The 13,730-nt window shown below is 65.7% G+C and carries 14 protein-coding genes; 8 read left to right on the top strand and 6 right to left on the bottom strand.

Annotated elements, in window-relative coordinates:
- Nucleotides 1-7: 7 nt before the first annotated feature.
- Both P0Y43_RS10435 and rpoE read right to left on the bottom strand, forming a co-directional pair.
- On the bottom strand, nucleotides 8-601 hold the full coding sequence (locus P0Y43_RS10435; protein WP_275637214.1) for a sigma-E factor negative regulatory protein: 594 nt from the start codon (nucleotides 599-601) through the stop codon (nucleotides 8-10).
- A gap of 31 nt (nucleotides 602-632) precedes the next feature.
- On the bottom strand, nucleotides 633-1,214 hold the full coding sequence (rpoE, locus tag P0Y43_RS10430; protein ID WP_003252049.1) for an RNA polymerase sigma factor RpoE: 582 nt from the start codon (nucleotides 1,212-1,214) through the stop codon (nucleotides 633-635).
- Between the two features lie 437 nt (nucleotides 1,215-1,651).
- Here rpoE and nadB point away from each other — a divergent pair, with 437 nt between their 5' ends.
- Entirely contained in the window at nucleotides 1,652-3,256 is a 1,605-nt protein-coding gene (gene nadB, locus P0Y43_RS10425; RefSeq protein ID WP_275637213.1) for an L-aspartate oxidase, read from the top strand.
- Nucleotides 3,257-3,304: 48 nt separating this feature from the next.
- On the opposite strand, the gene P0Y43_RS10420 is transcribed toward nadB, so the two are convergent.
- Complete coding sequence (locus tag P0Y43_RS10420; RefSeq protein WP_275637212.1) at nucleotides 3,305-3,766, bottom strand: protein YgfX; 462 nt, start codon at nucleotides 3,764-3,766, stop codon at nucleotides 3,305-3,307.
- On the bottom strand, nucleotides 3,750-4,004 hold the full coding sequence (locus P0Y43_RS10415) for a succinate dehydrogenase assembly factor 2 (RefSeq protein WP_275637211.1): 255 nt from the start codon (nucleotides 4,002-4,004) through the stop codon (nucleotides 3,750-3,752). Before P0Y43_RS10415 ends, P0Y43_RS10420 begins: the two co-directional genes overlap by 17 nt.
- Before the next feature lie 133 nt (nucleotides 4,005-4,137).
- On the opposite strand from P0Y43_RS10415, the gene P0Y43_RS10410 reads away from it, so the two are divergent.
- Nucleotides 4,138-5,079 (top strand): YgfZ/GcvT domain-containing protein, encoded by a 942-nt coding sequence (locus P0Y43_RS10410; protein ID WP_275637210.1) that lies wholly within the window; start codon nucleotides 4,138-4,140, stop codon nucleotides 5,077-5,079.
- Between the two features lie 55 nt (nucleotides 5,080-5,134).
- On the top strand, nucleotides 5,135-5,944 hold the full coding sequence (locus P0Y43_RS10405) for an HDOD domain-containing protein (protein ID WP_275637209.1): 810 nt from the start codon (nucleotides 5,135-5,137) through the stop codon (nucleotides 5,942-5,944).
- A 10-nt stretch (nucleotides 5,945-5,954) separates the two neighbouring features.
- On the opposite strand, the gene P0Y43_RS10400 is transcribed toward P0Y43_RS10405, so the two are convergent.
- The gene (locus tag P0Y43_RS10400; RefSeq protein WP_275637208.1) at nucleotides 5,955-7,334 is read right to left on the bottom strand and encodes a sensor histidine kinase; all 1,380 of its coding nucleotides are present in this window, start codon (nucleotides 7,332-7,334) and stop codon (nucleotides 5,955-5,957) included.
- Nucleotides 7,327-7,998, bottom strand: a complete 672-nt coding sequence (locus P0Y43_RS10395) for a response regulator (protein WP_275637207.1) — start codon at nucleotides 7,996-7,998, stop codon at nucleotides 7,327-7,329. The genes P0Y43_RS10400 and P0Y43_RS10395 overlap by 8 nt, the downstream gene beginning before the upstream one ends.
- A 202-nt stretch (nucleotides 7,999-8,200) precedes the next feature.
- Here P0Y43_RS10395 and P0Y43_RS10390 point away from each other — a divergent pair, with 202 nt between their 5' ends.
- From P0Y43_RS10390 to P0Y43_RS10370, 5 genes are all read left to right on the top strand, one after another.
- A complete protein-coding gene (locus P0Y43_RS10390) occupies nucleotides 8,201-9,490 on the top strand; it encodes an OprD family porin (protein WP_275637206.1) in 1,290 nt (429 codons plus the stop codon).
- Between the two features lie 31 nt (nucleotides 9,491-9,521).
- Nucleotides 9,522-10,502 carry a Bug family tripartite tricarboxylate transporter substrate binding protein gene (locus tag P0Y43_RS10385; protein ID WP_275637205.1) on the top strand — a complete coding sequence of 327 codons (981 nt, stop codon included), beginning with the start codon at nucleotides 9,522-9,524 and terminating at the stop codon, nucleotides 10,500-10,502.
- Between the two features lie 139 nt (nucleotides 10,503-10,641).
- The gene (locus P0Y43_RS10380; RefSeq protein WP_275637204.1) at nucleotides 10,642-11,100 is read left to right on the top strand and encodes a tripartite tricarboxylate transporter TctB family protein; all 459 of its coding nucleotides are present in this window, start codon (nucleotides 10,642-10,644) and stop codon (nucleotides 11,098-11,100) included.
- Nucleotides 11,101-11,103: 3 nt separating this feature from the next.
- Nucleotides 11,104-12,618, top strand: coding sequence for a tripartite tricarboxylate transporter permease (locus P0Y43_RS10375; RefSeq protein ID WP_275637203.1), 1,515 nt, complete (start codon nucleotides 11,104-11,106; stop codon nucleotides 12,616-12,618).
- The gene (locus P0Y43_RS10370; protein WP_275637202.1) at nucleotides 12,611-13,642 is read left to right on the top strand and encodes an AbrB family transcriptional regulator; all 1,032 of its coding nucleotides are present in this window, start codon (nucleotides 12,611-12,613) and stop codon (nucleotides 13,640-13,642) included. The genes P0Y43_RS10375 and P0Y43_RS10370 overlap by 8 nt, the downstream gene beginning before the upstream one ends.
- Nucleotides 13,643-13,730 lie beyond the last annotated feature (88 nt).

Raw genomic sequence — 13,730 nt, 5'->3', positions numbered from 1 at the left:
ATCCTCCTTACTTGGCGGGTTCCAGGCTGGCGGCGCGTGCGTAGGGCAGTGCGGTTTCAGTGCCCTTGAGCGCAGATTCCTGGGCATGCTGGCGCAGGTACCCTGGCAAGCGCTGATCCCAGCCTGCCTGGTTCTGCAGCACGCCGTTGGCCATCGGCCCGGTCGGTTGCTCACTGCTCTCACTATAGCCTGCCAGAACGGCAGGGCCCTGCGCCTGTGGCAGGCTCAAGCCTTGCTGGGCAGGTTGCTGGGCGGCGAGCTCGGCACCCGTGATTTCATCCTGGTTGTACAGACGCACACCAGCGAGCACGGCGACGGTGACCGAAGCTGCCACGGCCAGACGACCGATGCTGCGCCATGGGCCAGTTTTGACCTTGGCTGGCACGGCCTCGTCGGCCAGGGCAGCGGACACCGCGGAGGCGATGTCCAGCTTAGGCAGCAGCAGTTCCTTGTGCATGGCCGCGCGAGCGATCTGGTAGCGTGACCAGGTGGCACGGGTTTCGGCATCGTCGACGGCGTTCAGCACCCGACGCAGTTCCAATTCGTCCGCTTCGTTATCCATTACCGCGGACAGCGATTCCTGCAAAGCTTCACGACTCATGGCGGTTCCTCTCTTGGCTGTCGCCGCTGTCTCAGGTTTCCTGCAACAGAGGCTGCAGGGCTTTGTCTATGGCCTCCCGAGCGCGGAAGATTCGAGAGCGCACGGTACCCACCGGACACTGCATGACGCTGGCAATGTCCTCGTAACTCAGACCGTCGAATTCACGCAACGTCAGGGCCGTGCGCAAATCTTCAGGCAGTTGCTGGATGGTGCGATGGACAGTGCCTTCGATTTCATCCCGCAACAACGAGCGCTCTGGGGACTCGAGATCCTTGAGACCATGATCGCCGTCGTAAAACTCCGCATCCTCGGAGCTCACATCGCTGTCTGGCGGCCGTCTTCCACGGGACACCAGGTAGTTCTTCGCCGTGTTGATGGCGATGCGGTACAGCCAGGTATAGAAAGCACTGTCTCCGCGGAAATTGCCAAGCGCACGGTAGGCCTTGATAAAGGCTTCCTGCGCCACATCCTGGGCTTCGTGGGTGTCGTGGACGAACCGCACGATCAACCCGAGAATCTTGTGCTGATACTTCAGCACCAACAGATCGAACGCTCGCCTGTCTCCGCGTTGAACGCGCTCGACAAGCTGCTGATCCTCTTCCTGGGTTAGCATGAACACTCCTCAATGAACTCGAAGGAGCGTTGCGACAGCCATCGTTCAGGCTTGCAAACATAGACTCGGGCTTTGCGCAAAAGTTCTCCCCTCCAAGCAAGTTTCCTGCGGCCCTTGGTCGGCTCGCACGAAAGACGCAGCGCGGTCACGGCCGGCTGCGTCGATAAACGGTGTCTCGAATACGCAGGTGTCAGCCCGGGTAGAGCCTACTGCCCTGCGTCGCCGCGGCAATTGTGGCGTGCGGGCAGCCTTCATAGGATTTCCTGGGCCACTGGAAAGTTCCCACGAAGATTGCCGTCGCGGCGCAAGCGCCATTGGAAAATGGCCACCGGGGGCTGCTATAAAGGCAGCCCGGTCGCTTTTCACGATAGTTTCACAATGCCATCTGCGCCTGACTATTGTGCCGTGCCCCTCCCTTTGATTACTAGTGTCCCGACATGAGCCAACAATTCCAACATGATGTCCTGGTGATCGGCAGCGGCGCCGCCGGTCTCAGCCTGGCACTGAACCTTCCCAGCCACTTGCGCATCGCCGTGCTGAGCAAGGGCGACCTGGCCAACGGCTCGACCTTCTGGGCTCAGGGAGGCGTCGCCGCCGTGCTGGACGACACCGACACCGTGCAGTCCCATGTCGAGGACACCCTCAACGCCGGTGGCGGCTTGTGCCATGAAGATGCCGTGCGCTTCACCGTAGAGCACAGCCGCGAGGCCATCGAGTGGCTGATCGAGCAAGGCGTGCCCTTCACCCGTGACGAGCACTACAGCGTCGACGATGGCGGCTTCGAGTTCCACCTGACGCGCGAGGGCGGCCACAGCCATCGCCGCATCATCCATGCCGCCGACGCCACTGGCGCGGCGATCTTCACCACCTTGCTGGAACAGGCGCGCCAACGCCCGAACATCGAACTGCTGGAACAACGCGTGGCGGTCGACTTGATCACCGAGCGGCGCCTGGGCCTGCCGGGCGAGCGCTGCCTGGGCGCCTACGTGCTGGACCGCAACAGCGGCGAGGTCGACACCTTCGGCGCACGCTTCACCGTGCTGGCCACTGGCGGAGCGGCCAAGGTCTATCTCTATACCAGCAACCCCGATGGCGCTTGCGGCGACGGTATCGCCATGGCCTGGCGCGCAGGCTGCCGCGTGGCCAACCTGGAGTTCAACCAGTTCCACCCCACCTGCCTGTACCACCCGCAGGCCAAGAGTTTCCTGATCACCGAGGCCCTGCGTGGCGAGGGCGCGCTGCTGCGCCTGCCGAACGGCGAGCGCTTCATGCCACGCTTCGACCCACGCGAGGAGCTGGCGCCCCGAGACATCGTCGCCCGTGCCATCGACCACGAGATGAAGCGCCTGGGCGTGGACTGCGTATACCTGGATATCACCCATAAGCCCACCGACTTCATCAAGCATCACTTCCCCACCGTCTACGAACGTTGCCTGGCATTCGGCATCGACATCACCCGTCAGCCGATCCCAGTGGTGCCAGCGGCCCATTACACCTGCGGCGGAGTGGTGGTCGACGAGCGTGGCCACACCGACGTGCCGGGCCTGTACGCCATCGGCGAAACCAGCTTCACCGGCCTGCACGGCGCCAATCGCATGGCCAGCAATTCGCTGCTCGAGTGCTTCGTTTATGGCCGCGCCGCCGCCGCCGACATCGAGGCGCACCTGGAACAGGTGCAGATGCCCCGCGCCCTGCCCTGCTGGGATGCCAGCCAGGTCACCGACTCCGATGAAGACGTGATCATCGCGCACAACTGGGACGAACTGCGGCGTTTCATGTGGGACTACGTGGGCATCGTGCGCACCAGCAAGCGCCTGCAGCGCGCCGAGCACCGCGTGCGCCTGCTGCTGGACGAGATCGACGAGTTCTACAGCAACTACAAGGTCAGCCGTGACCTGATTGAGTTGCGCAACCTGGCGCAGGTGGCGGAGCTGATGATTCGCTCGGCGATGCAGCGCAAGGAGAGCCGCGGGTTGCATTACACGCTGGATTATCCGGGAATGCTGCCGGAGGCGAAGGATACCGTGCTCAAGCCGTCCTGAGGGACGGCGCTGAACCTGCAGGAGAGGGCTTGCCCAGCGATAGGCCGCTCAAATTTCGCGCTGATATTCGACCCATCGCCGCCGACTGAACTTCAACCGCACCCGCAGGCGCCGATGCTCGTCCGCTGCCAGCGCATCCCAGGGAATGCATTGGCTTTCCCCCAGCCAACGCGCCTCGCGCACGAACCTAAGCACCACCAACCCCGGCAACGCCAGGCTGTCTCGGCATAATCGCGCCGGCTGCCAGCCCTGGGCACGGCTAAACAGTTGCCAGCCGTGCGGATCGCGGCGCAGGCCGGTGATGGCTTCAGGGTGGGTCAGAAGGATACGGCGGGGAATGGCCCAGCAGGCGTGGGCAAGGCAGGCCATTGCGAGGGACATGATCAGCCAGCTGGGTATCACGCTCGAAACCAGCGCCGTGAACGCCAGCGACTGGACGACGAGGTAGGCCGCCAGCAGCAGGCGCGAGCCCTGCCAACGGCACTGGAAACCGTCACTTGGGCTGGACACGGTCCAGGATGATACGGACCATGCGCTGCAACTCCGGGTCCTCGGACTCGCTGCGTTCCATGAACCAGCCGAACATATCCTGATCCTCACAGGTCAGCAGGCGACGGTACAGCTCGCGGTCGCTTTCGCTGAGGGTGGCGTAGACTTCCTGGGTGAATGGCACCAGCAGCACGTCCAGTTCCAGCATGCCGCGGCGGCTGTGCCAGAAAAGCCGGTTGAGTTCAGTTTGTTCGACCATGGGGCCCTCCTCGAATGGCCCGCCAGTATACAGGGCGATGGCCAGGGAGGTACTAGGCGTTGGTCTGCTCACCTACCTATTTTGTTACCGGCGTTCTATGATGGCCGCCAGTCTTTAGCAATCGCGATGACCCATGGCCGACTCCGCTTTCTTCACCCCCCTGTCCCACGAGGGCATCCTTGCCGTGCGCGGCTCTGACGCCGGCAAGTTCCTGCAAGGCCAGCTGACCTGCAACCTCAACTACCTCGACCTGGAACACGCCAGCCTCGGCGCGCGCTGCATGGTCAAGGGCCGCATGCAGTCGAGCTTCCGCATCCTGCCCGAGGGCAACGGCTACCTGTTGGCCATGGCCAGCGAACTGCTCGAAGCGCAATTGGCGGACCTCAAGAAGTACGCGGTCTTTTCCAAGGCCACCCTGACCGATGAGAGCGCCGCCTGGGCCCGCTTCGGCCTGCAGCAGGCCGATGCCGTGCTGCAGGCACTGGGCCTCTCGCTGCCGGAAGAAGCCGGCGCCACCGTGCGCCATGACGGCCTGATCGCGGTTCGCGTGTCCGAAGGCCGCGTCGAACTGTGGGTGCCTGCCGAACACGCCGCCAACGTGCGCGCGACCCTCGCCGGCGCGCTCCCCGAAGTCACCCTGGACGCCTGGCTGCTCGGCCAGGTGCGCGCCGGCATTGGCCAGGTGATGGGCCCGACCCGCGAGCTGTTCATCCCGCAGATGATCAACCTGCAGGCCGTCGGCGGCGTGAGCTTCAAGAAAGGCTGCTACACCGGACAGGAAATCGTCGCGCGCATGCAGTACCTGGGCAAGCTCAAGCGCCGCCAGTACCGCCTGGCACTGGCCCAGGAGCAGGCGCCGGCCCCAGGTGCGGAAATCTTCTCGCCCACCCACGGCTCGTCGGTGGGCGAGGTGGTGATCGCCGCACGCAATGGTCAGGGCTGCGAGCTGCTGGCGGTGCTCAGCGCCGATGCGGTGGAAGACGACAACCTGCACTTGGGCAGCCTCGAAGGGCCGCGCCTGGAGTTGCTGAGCCTTCCCTATGAACTGGATCGCGATCGGGAAATCCAACGCTGACCAGCCTGCCCCGTCGTCACGACGGGGCCGTTCCACCACTGCGGTAGAGAAGTCCATGAACAACCTGGCCGAGATGGTTCAAGCGCAATTGCTCGCCGCCATCGACAACGACGACCTGGTCCTGCCCACGCTGCCGGAAGTGGCCTTGAGCATTCGCGAGGCCGCCGAGGACAGCGAGATCAGCGTCGCCGCCCTGAGCCGTGTGATCGGCCGCGACGCGGCCTTGTCGGCGCGCCTGATCAAAGTGGTCAACAGCCCGCTGTTGCGGGCCATGGTGGAAGTCACCGACCTGCACACCGCGATCACCCGCCTGGGCGTCAACTACAGCTGCAACCTGGCCATCGGCCTGGTGATCGAGCAGATCTTCCATGCCCGCTCGCCGGCGGTGGAGCAAAAACTGCGAGATATCTGGGAAAACAGCCTGGAAGTGGCGGGCATCAGCTACGAAATCTGCCGTCGCTACACCCACCTCAAACCCGACCAGGCGACCCTCGGCGGGCTGGTCCACCAGATCGGCGCGCTGCCAGTGCTGATCTACGCCGAGGAGCACAACGAGCTGCTGTCCGACCCGGTGTGCCTGCACTACGTGATCGAGCAGATCCACCCGGTGCTGGGCGACAAGATCCTCAGCGCCTGGGAGTTTCCCGAGCAGTTGGTCAACCTGCCCAGCCAGGTCCAGGACCTGGAGCGCGAGACCGACAGCATCGATTACATCGGCATCGTGCAGATCGCCCGCTCATTGAGCCTGCGCGGACGCGGCAGGCCGCTGACCACCCTGCCCGCCTACCAGCACCTGCGCTTGCCCGAGGGCAAGGACCTGGACCTGACCGAGCTGCTCGAAGCGCGGGACATGCTGCGCGGGTGACCGTGCCGACCTAGTCGGCGATGAAACTCACCCGCACCTTCAACCCCCCCTTCTCGCCATCATGCAGGCTGATCTGCGCCAAGTGCGCCCGGCAGATCTCGCCGACGATGGCCAGCCCCAGCCCACTGCCCTGCATGCTGCGCCGATAGAAGCGCTCGAACACCCGCTCGCGATCAGCCTCGGGAATCCCCGGCCCATCGTCCTCCACCTCCAGCACCGCCGGGGCCAGCACCCGCAGGATCACGTTGCCCCCCGCCGGGGTATGCGCCAAGGCGTTGTCCACCAGGTTGCTGAGCAACTCGTTGAGCAAGGTCGGCTCGCCCTTGAGCCACACCGGCGCTTCGGCCTCCAGCGCCAGGGCCACGCCACGGGCATGGGCCAGCGGGGCCATGGCCATGCCCAGCTCACGGGCCAGCTGGCTCAAGTCCAGGCGCTGGGCGCCACCCTCGGCGATGGCCCGCGCGCCGTTTTCCACCCGCGCCAGCGACAGCAACTGGTTGGCCAAGTGGGTCAGGCGGTCGGTGCCCTGGACAGCGGACTCCAGGGTCTGGCGCCACTCCTCAGGCTCGCGCGAGCGCAACCCCAGTTCGACCCGCGCCTTGAGCGCCGCCAGGGGCGTGCGCAGTTCATGGGCGGCGTCGGCGATGAACTGCGCCTGGCGCTCGAACTGCCCACGCAAGCGCTCGGTGAAGTGGTTCAGCGCACGCACCAACGGCCCCAGTTCGTGCTGCACCTGCACCACCGGCAAGGCCCGCAGGTCGTCAGGCTGGCGCTCCTCCACAGCCGTGCGTAGCCGCTCCAGCGGGCGCAACGCGGCGCTGATGGCGAACCACACCATCACCAGCGCGCCCAGCGCCAACATGCCCAGGCGCAGCAGGGTATCGGCCATCAAGCCACGGGCCATGCTGACCCGCGCCTCCTCGGTCTCGGCCACGCGAATCTCCGCCATACCGTTCATGTTCGGCTCGCTGACCGCCTTGAGCAGGCTGACCACACGCACGTCCTGGCCCAGGTAGGTGGCGTTGTAGAAGCGTGCCAGCGCCGGGTAGTCGTCGGTGCGCGGCGTGCCGGGCGGCGGCGGTGGCAGGTTCTCGTAGCCAGAGATCAGCTTCTGGTGGATGTCCAGCACCTGGTAGTAGATGCGCCCGGCACTGTCGTAGGCGAAGGTGTCCAGGGCCACGTAGGGCACATCGGCGCTAAGGGTGCCATCGCGCTGCGACAGGCCCGCTGCGATGGTCCGCGCCGAGGCCAGCAGGGTGCGGTCGTAGGCGGTATCGGCGGCTTCACGGCCGTTCCAGTAGGCGCTCAGGCCGCTGGCCAGCATCAACACCACCAGCAGCAGCGCCAGGTTGCCCAGCAGGCGCCCACGCAGGCTACCGGTGTCACGCATCGCGGTGCTCCAGCAAGTAGCCAAGCCCACGGAAGGTGACGATCGCCACCGGGTGGCCATCGAGCTTCTTGCGCAGGCGGTGCACGTAGATCTCGATGGCGTCGGGGCTGGCCTCCTCGTCCAGGCCGAACACCTGGGCGGCCAGTTGCTCCTTGCTCATCACCCGACCAGGACGGGCGATCAATGCCTCGAGCACGCTTTGCTCGCGGGAGGTGAGGGTCAGCGGCTCCTCGCCGAGGGTGAAGCGCCGGGTATCGAGGTCGTAGACCAGCGGCCCGCAGCGCTGCTGGCGCTCGCCACCGAGCACGCTGCGGCGCAGCAGGGCCTTGACCCGTGCCTCCAGCTCGGTCAACTCGAACGGCTTGGCCAGGTAATCGTCGGCGCCCAGGTTCAGCCCGTGCACACGGTCCTTGACGTCGCTGCGCGCGGTGAGCATCAGCACCGGCAGGGTCTTGCCCCGTGAGCGCAGGCGCGCCAGCACCTCGAAACCGTCCATGCGCGGCAGGCCGACATCCAGCACGGCCACGGCATAGTCCTCGCTGGCCAAGGCCAGGTCGGCGGCCACGCCATCGTGCAGCACGTCCACGGTCAGGCCATGGCTCTTGAGGGCCTGGGCCACGCTTTCAGCCAGTTGCAGGTGGTCTTCGACCAGCAGCACACGCATCGGATTCTCCCTGCTCGGGTGGGGCGGTGGCGCGGAGTGTACCGCCGTCGGGAGGGCTGTGAAGCCCCTTGTCACAAACCTTTCACGCTGAAAGGTTAGCGAAAGGTTGATTGCCTAGCATCGCACCACGGTCGCCCCACGCGCCGAAAAAAGCACCAGCAAGGTGCATACCAATAAGAACAATAAACGGAGTCAGACGACGATGCAGTCAATGCAGCCGCAGGCGTTCGCGCCTATCCGATCCTTCACCGCCCGCCCCAGCGCCATGGCCGGCGCGCTCGCCCTTGCCGGCGTCGCCCCGATGAGCCAGGCCGCGTTCTTCGAAGACAGCACGGCCACCTTCGAAACCCGCAACATGTACTTCAACCGCGATTTCCGCGACGGCACCAGCGCGCAGCAATCCAAGCGCGACGAATGGGCCCAGGGGTTCATGCTCAATTTCGAGTCTGGCTACACCGAGGGCACCGTGGGGTTCGGCCTGGACGCGCTGGGCATGCTCGGCATCAAGCTCGACTCCAGCCCCGACCGTACCGACACCGGCCTGCTGCCGACCCATGACAACGGCAAGGCCGCCGATGAATATTCCAAGCTCGGCCTGACCGGCAAGGTCAAGGTGTCGAAGACCGAACTGAAGGTCGGCACGCTGATCCCCGAACTGCCGACCCTGCAGCCCAACGACGGGCGCATCCTGCCGCAAACATTCGAAGGCGGCCTGCTGACCTCCAACGAGATCAAGAACCTGACCTTCACCGGCGGGCGTCTGGAGAAGGCCAAGGACCGCAACGACACCAACTGGGAAGACCTGGCGCTGAACAACAAGAATGGCCGCTTCGGCGGCACGTTCTCGGCCGACCACTACGACCTGGGCGGGCTGGACTACAAGTTCACCGACCGCATCACCGGCAGCTACCACTTCGCCCAGCTCGACGATATCTACCGCCAGCACTTCGTCGGCCTGGTCGCCACCCAGCCGTGGGGCCCGGGCACCCTGGGCGCTGACTTGCGTCTGTCGAAGAGCGACGAGCAGGGCTCGGCCCTGGCCGGCAAGATCGACAACACCACCGTCAACGGCCTGCTCAGCTACACCCTCGGCGGGCACAAGTTCAGCGGCGCTTACCAGCACCTGTCGGGCGACAGCGCCTTCCCGTACATCGATGGCGCCGACCCGTACCTGGTCAACTTCGTGCAGATCAACGACTTCGCCGGCGCCGACGAGCGCTCCTGGCAGGTGCGCTACGACTACAACTTCGCCTCCCTGGGCATCCCCGGCCTGACCTTCATGACCCGCTACATCAACGGCGACAACGTCAGCCGCGCCGATGGCAGCGAGGGCAAGGAGTGGGAGCGCAACACCGAGTTCAAGTACGTGGTGCAGAGCGGCCCGTTGAAAAACGTCGCCGTGCGCCTGCGCAACGCCACGTTCCGCTCGAACTTCGCCCGCGACGCCGACGAAGTGCGGCTGCTGGTGAGTTACAGCCTGGCCTTGTGGTAACCCATAACAACAACGCTCACGGAGATAGACGATGAACCTTTCACTGCGCCGCCTCGCCCTGGCCACCGGGTGCCTGCTGCTCGCCGGCAACGCCCTGGCCGCCGAACCGAAACGCCCCGAATGCATCGCCCCGGCCTCGCCCGGCGGTGGTTTCGACCTGACCTGCAAGCTGGCGCAAAGCGCCCTGGTCAACGAGAAGATCCTCAGCAAGCCCATGCGCGTGACCTACATGCCCGGCGGTGTCGGCGCGGTGGCCTACAACGCGGTAGTCGCCCAGCGCCCAGGCGATGCCGGCACCCTGGTGGCCTGGTCCAGCGGTTCGTTGCTCAACCTCGCCCAAGGCAAGTTCGGCCGCTTCGACGAGAACGCGGTGAGATGGCTGGCCGCAGTCGGCACCAGCTATGGCGCGATCGCGGTGAAAAGCGACTCGCCCTACAAGACCCTCGACGACCTGGTCGCGGCCCTGAAGAAAGACCCGGGCAAGGTGGTGATCGGCTCCGGCGGCACCGTTGGCAGCCAGGACTGGATGCAGACCGCGCTGATCGCCAAGGCCGCCGGCATCAACCCGCGCGACCTGCGCTACGTGGCCCTGGAAGGCGGCGGCGAGATCGCCACCGCGCTGCTCGGCGGGCACATCCAGGTCGGCTCCACCGACATCTCCGACTCCATGCCGCACATCCAGAGCGGCGACATGCGCATCCTCGCGGTGTTCTCCGAACAGCGCCTGGACGAGCCAGAGATGAAGAACATCCCCACCGCCAAGGAGCAAGGCTACGACATCGTCTGGCCGGTGGTACGCGGCTTCTACCTGGGGCCAAAGGTCAGCGACGAGGACTACGCATGGTGGAAGGCCTCCTTCGACAAGCTGCTGGCCTCCGAGGACTTCGCCAAGCTGCGAGACCAGCGCGAGCTGTTCCCGTTCGCCATGACCGGCGCGGAGTTGGACACCTACGTGAAGAAGCAGGTCGCCGACTACAAGACCCTGGCCAAGGAATTCGGCCTGATCCAGTAAGCCGCCACGATCCCTGTAGGAGCGGACTCGCCCGCGATAGCGGCAGCACGGACAACACCGTTGCTGCCACTGACGCTATCGCGGGGCGAGCCCGCTGCCACAGGCGCCGTGCCCCAAGATCACGCACGAGGATTGCCCCATGATCCTGCAACGCCTGTTCGCCCTGGCCCTGCTGGCGGTTTGCGCCGCCCTGGCCGTGATGGCCTGGCCCTACCAGGCCGCTTTTTCCTATGAACCGGTGGGCCCGCGCGCCTACCCGCTGCTGATGCTCGGCCTGATGAGCCTGGGCCTGCTGTACCTGGCTATCCGCCCGACGCCCATCGTGCACAAGGATGACGAGTTGCCGCTGGACCGCGAGACCCTCACCAAGATCACCGCCTGCGTCGGCCTGCTGATCGTCTTCGCCGCCACCTTCGAGCCGCTGGGCTTCATCCTCAGCGCCAGCCTCATCGGCCTGCCCATGGCCCGCCTGTACGGCGGCCGCTGGCTGCACAGCGCCATCGTGGTGGTGGGCATGAGCATCTTCCTCTACTGGCTGTTCGACCGGGTGATGGACGTACCCCTGCCCCTCGGCCTGCTCGACGTACTGGAGAACTGACACATGGATACCTTGAGCTACCTCGGCCAGGGCTTCGGCGTCGCCCTGAGCCCCTACAACCTGGTCACAGCCCTCATCGGCACCCTCATTGGCACCGTCGTCGGCCTGCTGCCGGGCCTCGGCCCGATCAATGGCGTGGCGCTGCTGATCCCCATCGCCTTCGCCCTCGGCCTGCCACCGGAATCGGCGCTGATCCTGCTGGCCGCCGTGTACCTGGGCTGCGAGTACGGCGGGCGCATCAGCTCGATCCTGCTGAACATCCCGGGCGAAGCCTCCACCGTGATGACCACCCTCGACGGCTACCCCATGGCCCGCCAGGGCCTGGCAGGCGTGGCCCTGTCGCTGTCGGCCTGGAGTTCGTTCATCGGCGCCTTCATCGCCACCTGCGGCATGGTGCTGTTCGCGCCGCTGCTGGCGAAATGGGCGATCGCCTTCGGGCCGGCGGAATACTTCGTGTTGATGGTGTTCGCCATCGTCGCCCTCGGCGGCATGGCCGGCGACAAGCCGCTGAAGACCTTCATCGCCGCGTTGATCGGCCTGTTCCTCTCGGCCGTGGGCATCGACGCCAACAGCGGCGTGTATCGCTTCACCGGTGACAGCGTGCACCTGGCCGACGGCATTCAGTTCGTCGTCCTGGTGCTGGGCCTGTTCTCGATCAGCGAGATCCTGCTGCTGCTGGAGAAGACCCACCACGGCCACCAAGCGGTCAAGGCCACCGGGCGCATGCTGTTCAACCTCAAGGAAGCGGCCTCGGTGTTCGTCGTCAACATCCGCTGCGGCCTGCTCGGCTTCTTCATGGGCGTACTGCCCGGTGCCGGCGCGACCCTGGCCAGTGCGGTGGCGTACATGACAGAGAAGCGCATCGCCGGCGCCAAGGGCAAGTTCGGCAAGGGCGACGCCCGCGGCCTGGCCGCCCCGGAAACCGCCATCGGCGCCTCCTGCTGCGGCGCCCTGGTGCCGATGCTGACCCTCGGCGTGCCGGGCTCGGGCACCACGGCGGTGATGATCGGTGCATTGACCCTGTACAACATCACCCCCGGCCCACTGCTGTTCCAACAGCAACCGGACATCGTCTGGGGCCTGATCGCCTCGCTGTTCATCGCCAACATCATGCTGGTGATCCTGAACATCCCGATGATTCGCATCTTCACCCGCATCCTCGCAGTGCCGAACTGGGCGCTGGTGCCGGTGATCGCGATCATCACCGCGATCGGTGTGTACGCCGTGCACGCCACCACCTTCGACCTGTTCCTGATGGTCGGCATCGGCATCATGGGCTACATCCTGCGCAAGCTGGACTTCCCGCTGTCGCCAATCCTGCTGGGCTTCATCCTCGGCGGGCTGATGGAGCAGAACCTGCGCCGCGCGCTGTCGATCTCCAACGGCGAGCTGGGCATCCTCTGGTCGAGCCCTATCAGCATGAGCGTGTGGGTCCTGGTGTTCTGCATGCTGAGCCTGCCGCTGCTGCGCATCTGGCGCAAACGCAGCCTGCAACGCCGGGCCGTGGCCGATGCCTGATCGGTCGTTGCCACTGTTCTGGATGACCGGGCTGGTCGGGCTGGCGGGCGGGTTTCTCGCCAGCCAGGTCGGCTGGCCTTTGCCCTGGATGGTCGGCTCGTTGCTGGCGATCATGCTGGTGCGCTGCCTGACGCCCTGGCAGTTGACGGAAATCCCCAATGGCCGCAAATGCGGCCAATGGATCATTGGCATCGGCATTGGCCTGCACTTCACCCCCGAGGTGATCGAGCAGGTCGCCAGCCACTTCGGTTTGATCTTCTTCGGCGCGCTGGTGACCACGGCTTCCAGCGTGATCGGCGTGTGGCTGCTGCGGCGCACCGGGGAAGACCGGGCCACGGCGTTCTTCGCCAGCATGCCGGGCGGGTCGGGGGAGATGGTCAACCTGGGCGCGCGCAACGGCGCGGTGCTCAGCCAGGTGGCTGCGGCCCAGAGCTTGCGGGTGCTGGCGGTGGTGTTGTGCGTGCCGGCGCTGTTCAAGCTGTTGCTCGGTGATGGCGCAGCGCTGAACCATGCTGCTGGCAGTGTCAGTTGGGGCTGGCTGGCGCTGATCGCGCCACTGGGTGTGTTGGCCTCGTTGCTCTGGCAGCGTTTGCGCCAGCCCAACCCCTGGCTGTTCGGGCCGCTGGTGGTGGCCGCCAGCGTGTGCCTGGCGGGCGACCTGCAGATCGCCCTGCCCAATGGTGCCAGCCAGCTCGGCCAGTGGCTGATCGGCAGCGGCCTGGCCTGCCACTTCAATCGAGCCTTCTTCCGCCGTGCACCGTCGTTCCTGGGGCGCACCCTGGTGGCGACCGCGCTGTGCATGCTGGTGGCCGCAGGCGCGGCCTGGGGCCTGAGCCTGCTCACCCACCTGGACCTGCGTTCGCTGACCCTGGGCATGATGCCCGGCGGCATCGCCGAGATGAGCCTGACGGCCGAGACCCTGCAGTTGTCGGTGCCGCTGGTGACGGCGCTGCAGGTGATGCGCTTGCTGTTCGTGCTGTTCCTGGCCGAACCGATGTTCAGGTACTGGGCCAAGCTGGATTAGTGGGTGTGGCCATCGCGGGACGAGCCCACGCCTACAGGTTCGAAGGTGAACCTGTAGGCGTGGGCTCGTCCCGCGATGAGGCCGCCAC

The organism is Pseudomonas entomophila, from assembly GCF_029193575.1.
In the GTDB taxonomy this organism is placed as follows: domain Bacteria; phylum Pseudomonadota; class Gammaproteobacteria; order Pseudomonadales; family Pseudomonadaceae; genus Aquipseudomonas; species Aquipseudomonas entomophila_G.
Note: the sequence above shows the minus strand (reverse complement) of the source record. Positions and strands in the feature narration are given on the sequence as shown.

Coding starts and splice junctions, on each gene's coding strand:
- P0Y43_RS10370 (WP_275637202.1), top strand. CDS start 12,611: ATGCCTGATCGGTCGTTGCCACTGTTCTGGATGACCGGGCTGGTCGGG.
- P0Y43_RS10380 (WP_275637204.1), top strand. CDS start 10,642: ATGATCCTGCAACGCCTGTTCGCCCTGGCCCTGCTGGCGGTTTGCGCC.
- nadB (WP_275637213.1), top strand. CDS start 1,652: ATGAGCCAACAATTCCAACATGATGTCCTGGTGATCGGCAGCGGCGCC.
- P0Y43_RS10410 (WP_275637210.1), top strand. CDS start 4,138: ATGGCCGACTCCGCTTTCTTCACCCCCCTGTCCCACGAGGGCATCCTT.
- P0Y43_RS10405 (WP_275637209.1), top strand. CDS start 5,135: ATGAACAACCTGGCCGAGATGGTTCAAGCGCAATTGCTCGCCGCCATC.
- P0Y43_RS10390 (WP_275637206.1), top strand. CDS start 8,201: ATGCAGTCAATGCAGCCGCAGGCGTTCGCGCCTATCCGATCCTTCACC.
- P0Y43_RS10400 (WP_275637208.1), bottom strand. CDS start 7,334: ATGCGTGACACCGGTAGCCTGCGTGGGCGCCTGCTGGGCAACCTGGCG.
- P0Y43_RS10375 (WP_275637203.1), top strand. CDS start 11,104: ATGGATACCTTGAGCTACCTCGGCCAGGGCTTCGGCGTCGCCCTGAGC.
- P0Y43_RS10395 (WP_275637207.1), bottom strand. CDS start 7,998: ATGCGTGTGCTGCTGGTCGAAGACCACCTGCAACTGGCTGAAAGCGTG.
- P0Y43_RS10435 (WP_275637214.1), bottom strand. CDS start 601: ATGAGTCGTGAAGCTTTGCAGGAATCGCTGTCCGCGGTAATGGATAAC.
- P0Y43_RS10385 (WP_275637205.1), top strand. CDS start 9,522: ATGAACCTTTCACTGCGCCGCCTCGCCCTGGCCACCGGGTGCCTGCTG.
- P0Y43_RS10415 (WP_275637211.1), bottom strand. CDS start 4,004: ATGGTCGAACAAACTGAACTCAACCGGCTTTTCTGGCACAGCCGCCGC.
- rpoE (WP_003252049.1), bottom strand. CDS start 1,214: ATGCTAACCCAGGAAGAGGATCAGCAGCTTGTCGAGCGCGTTCAACGC.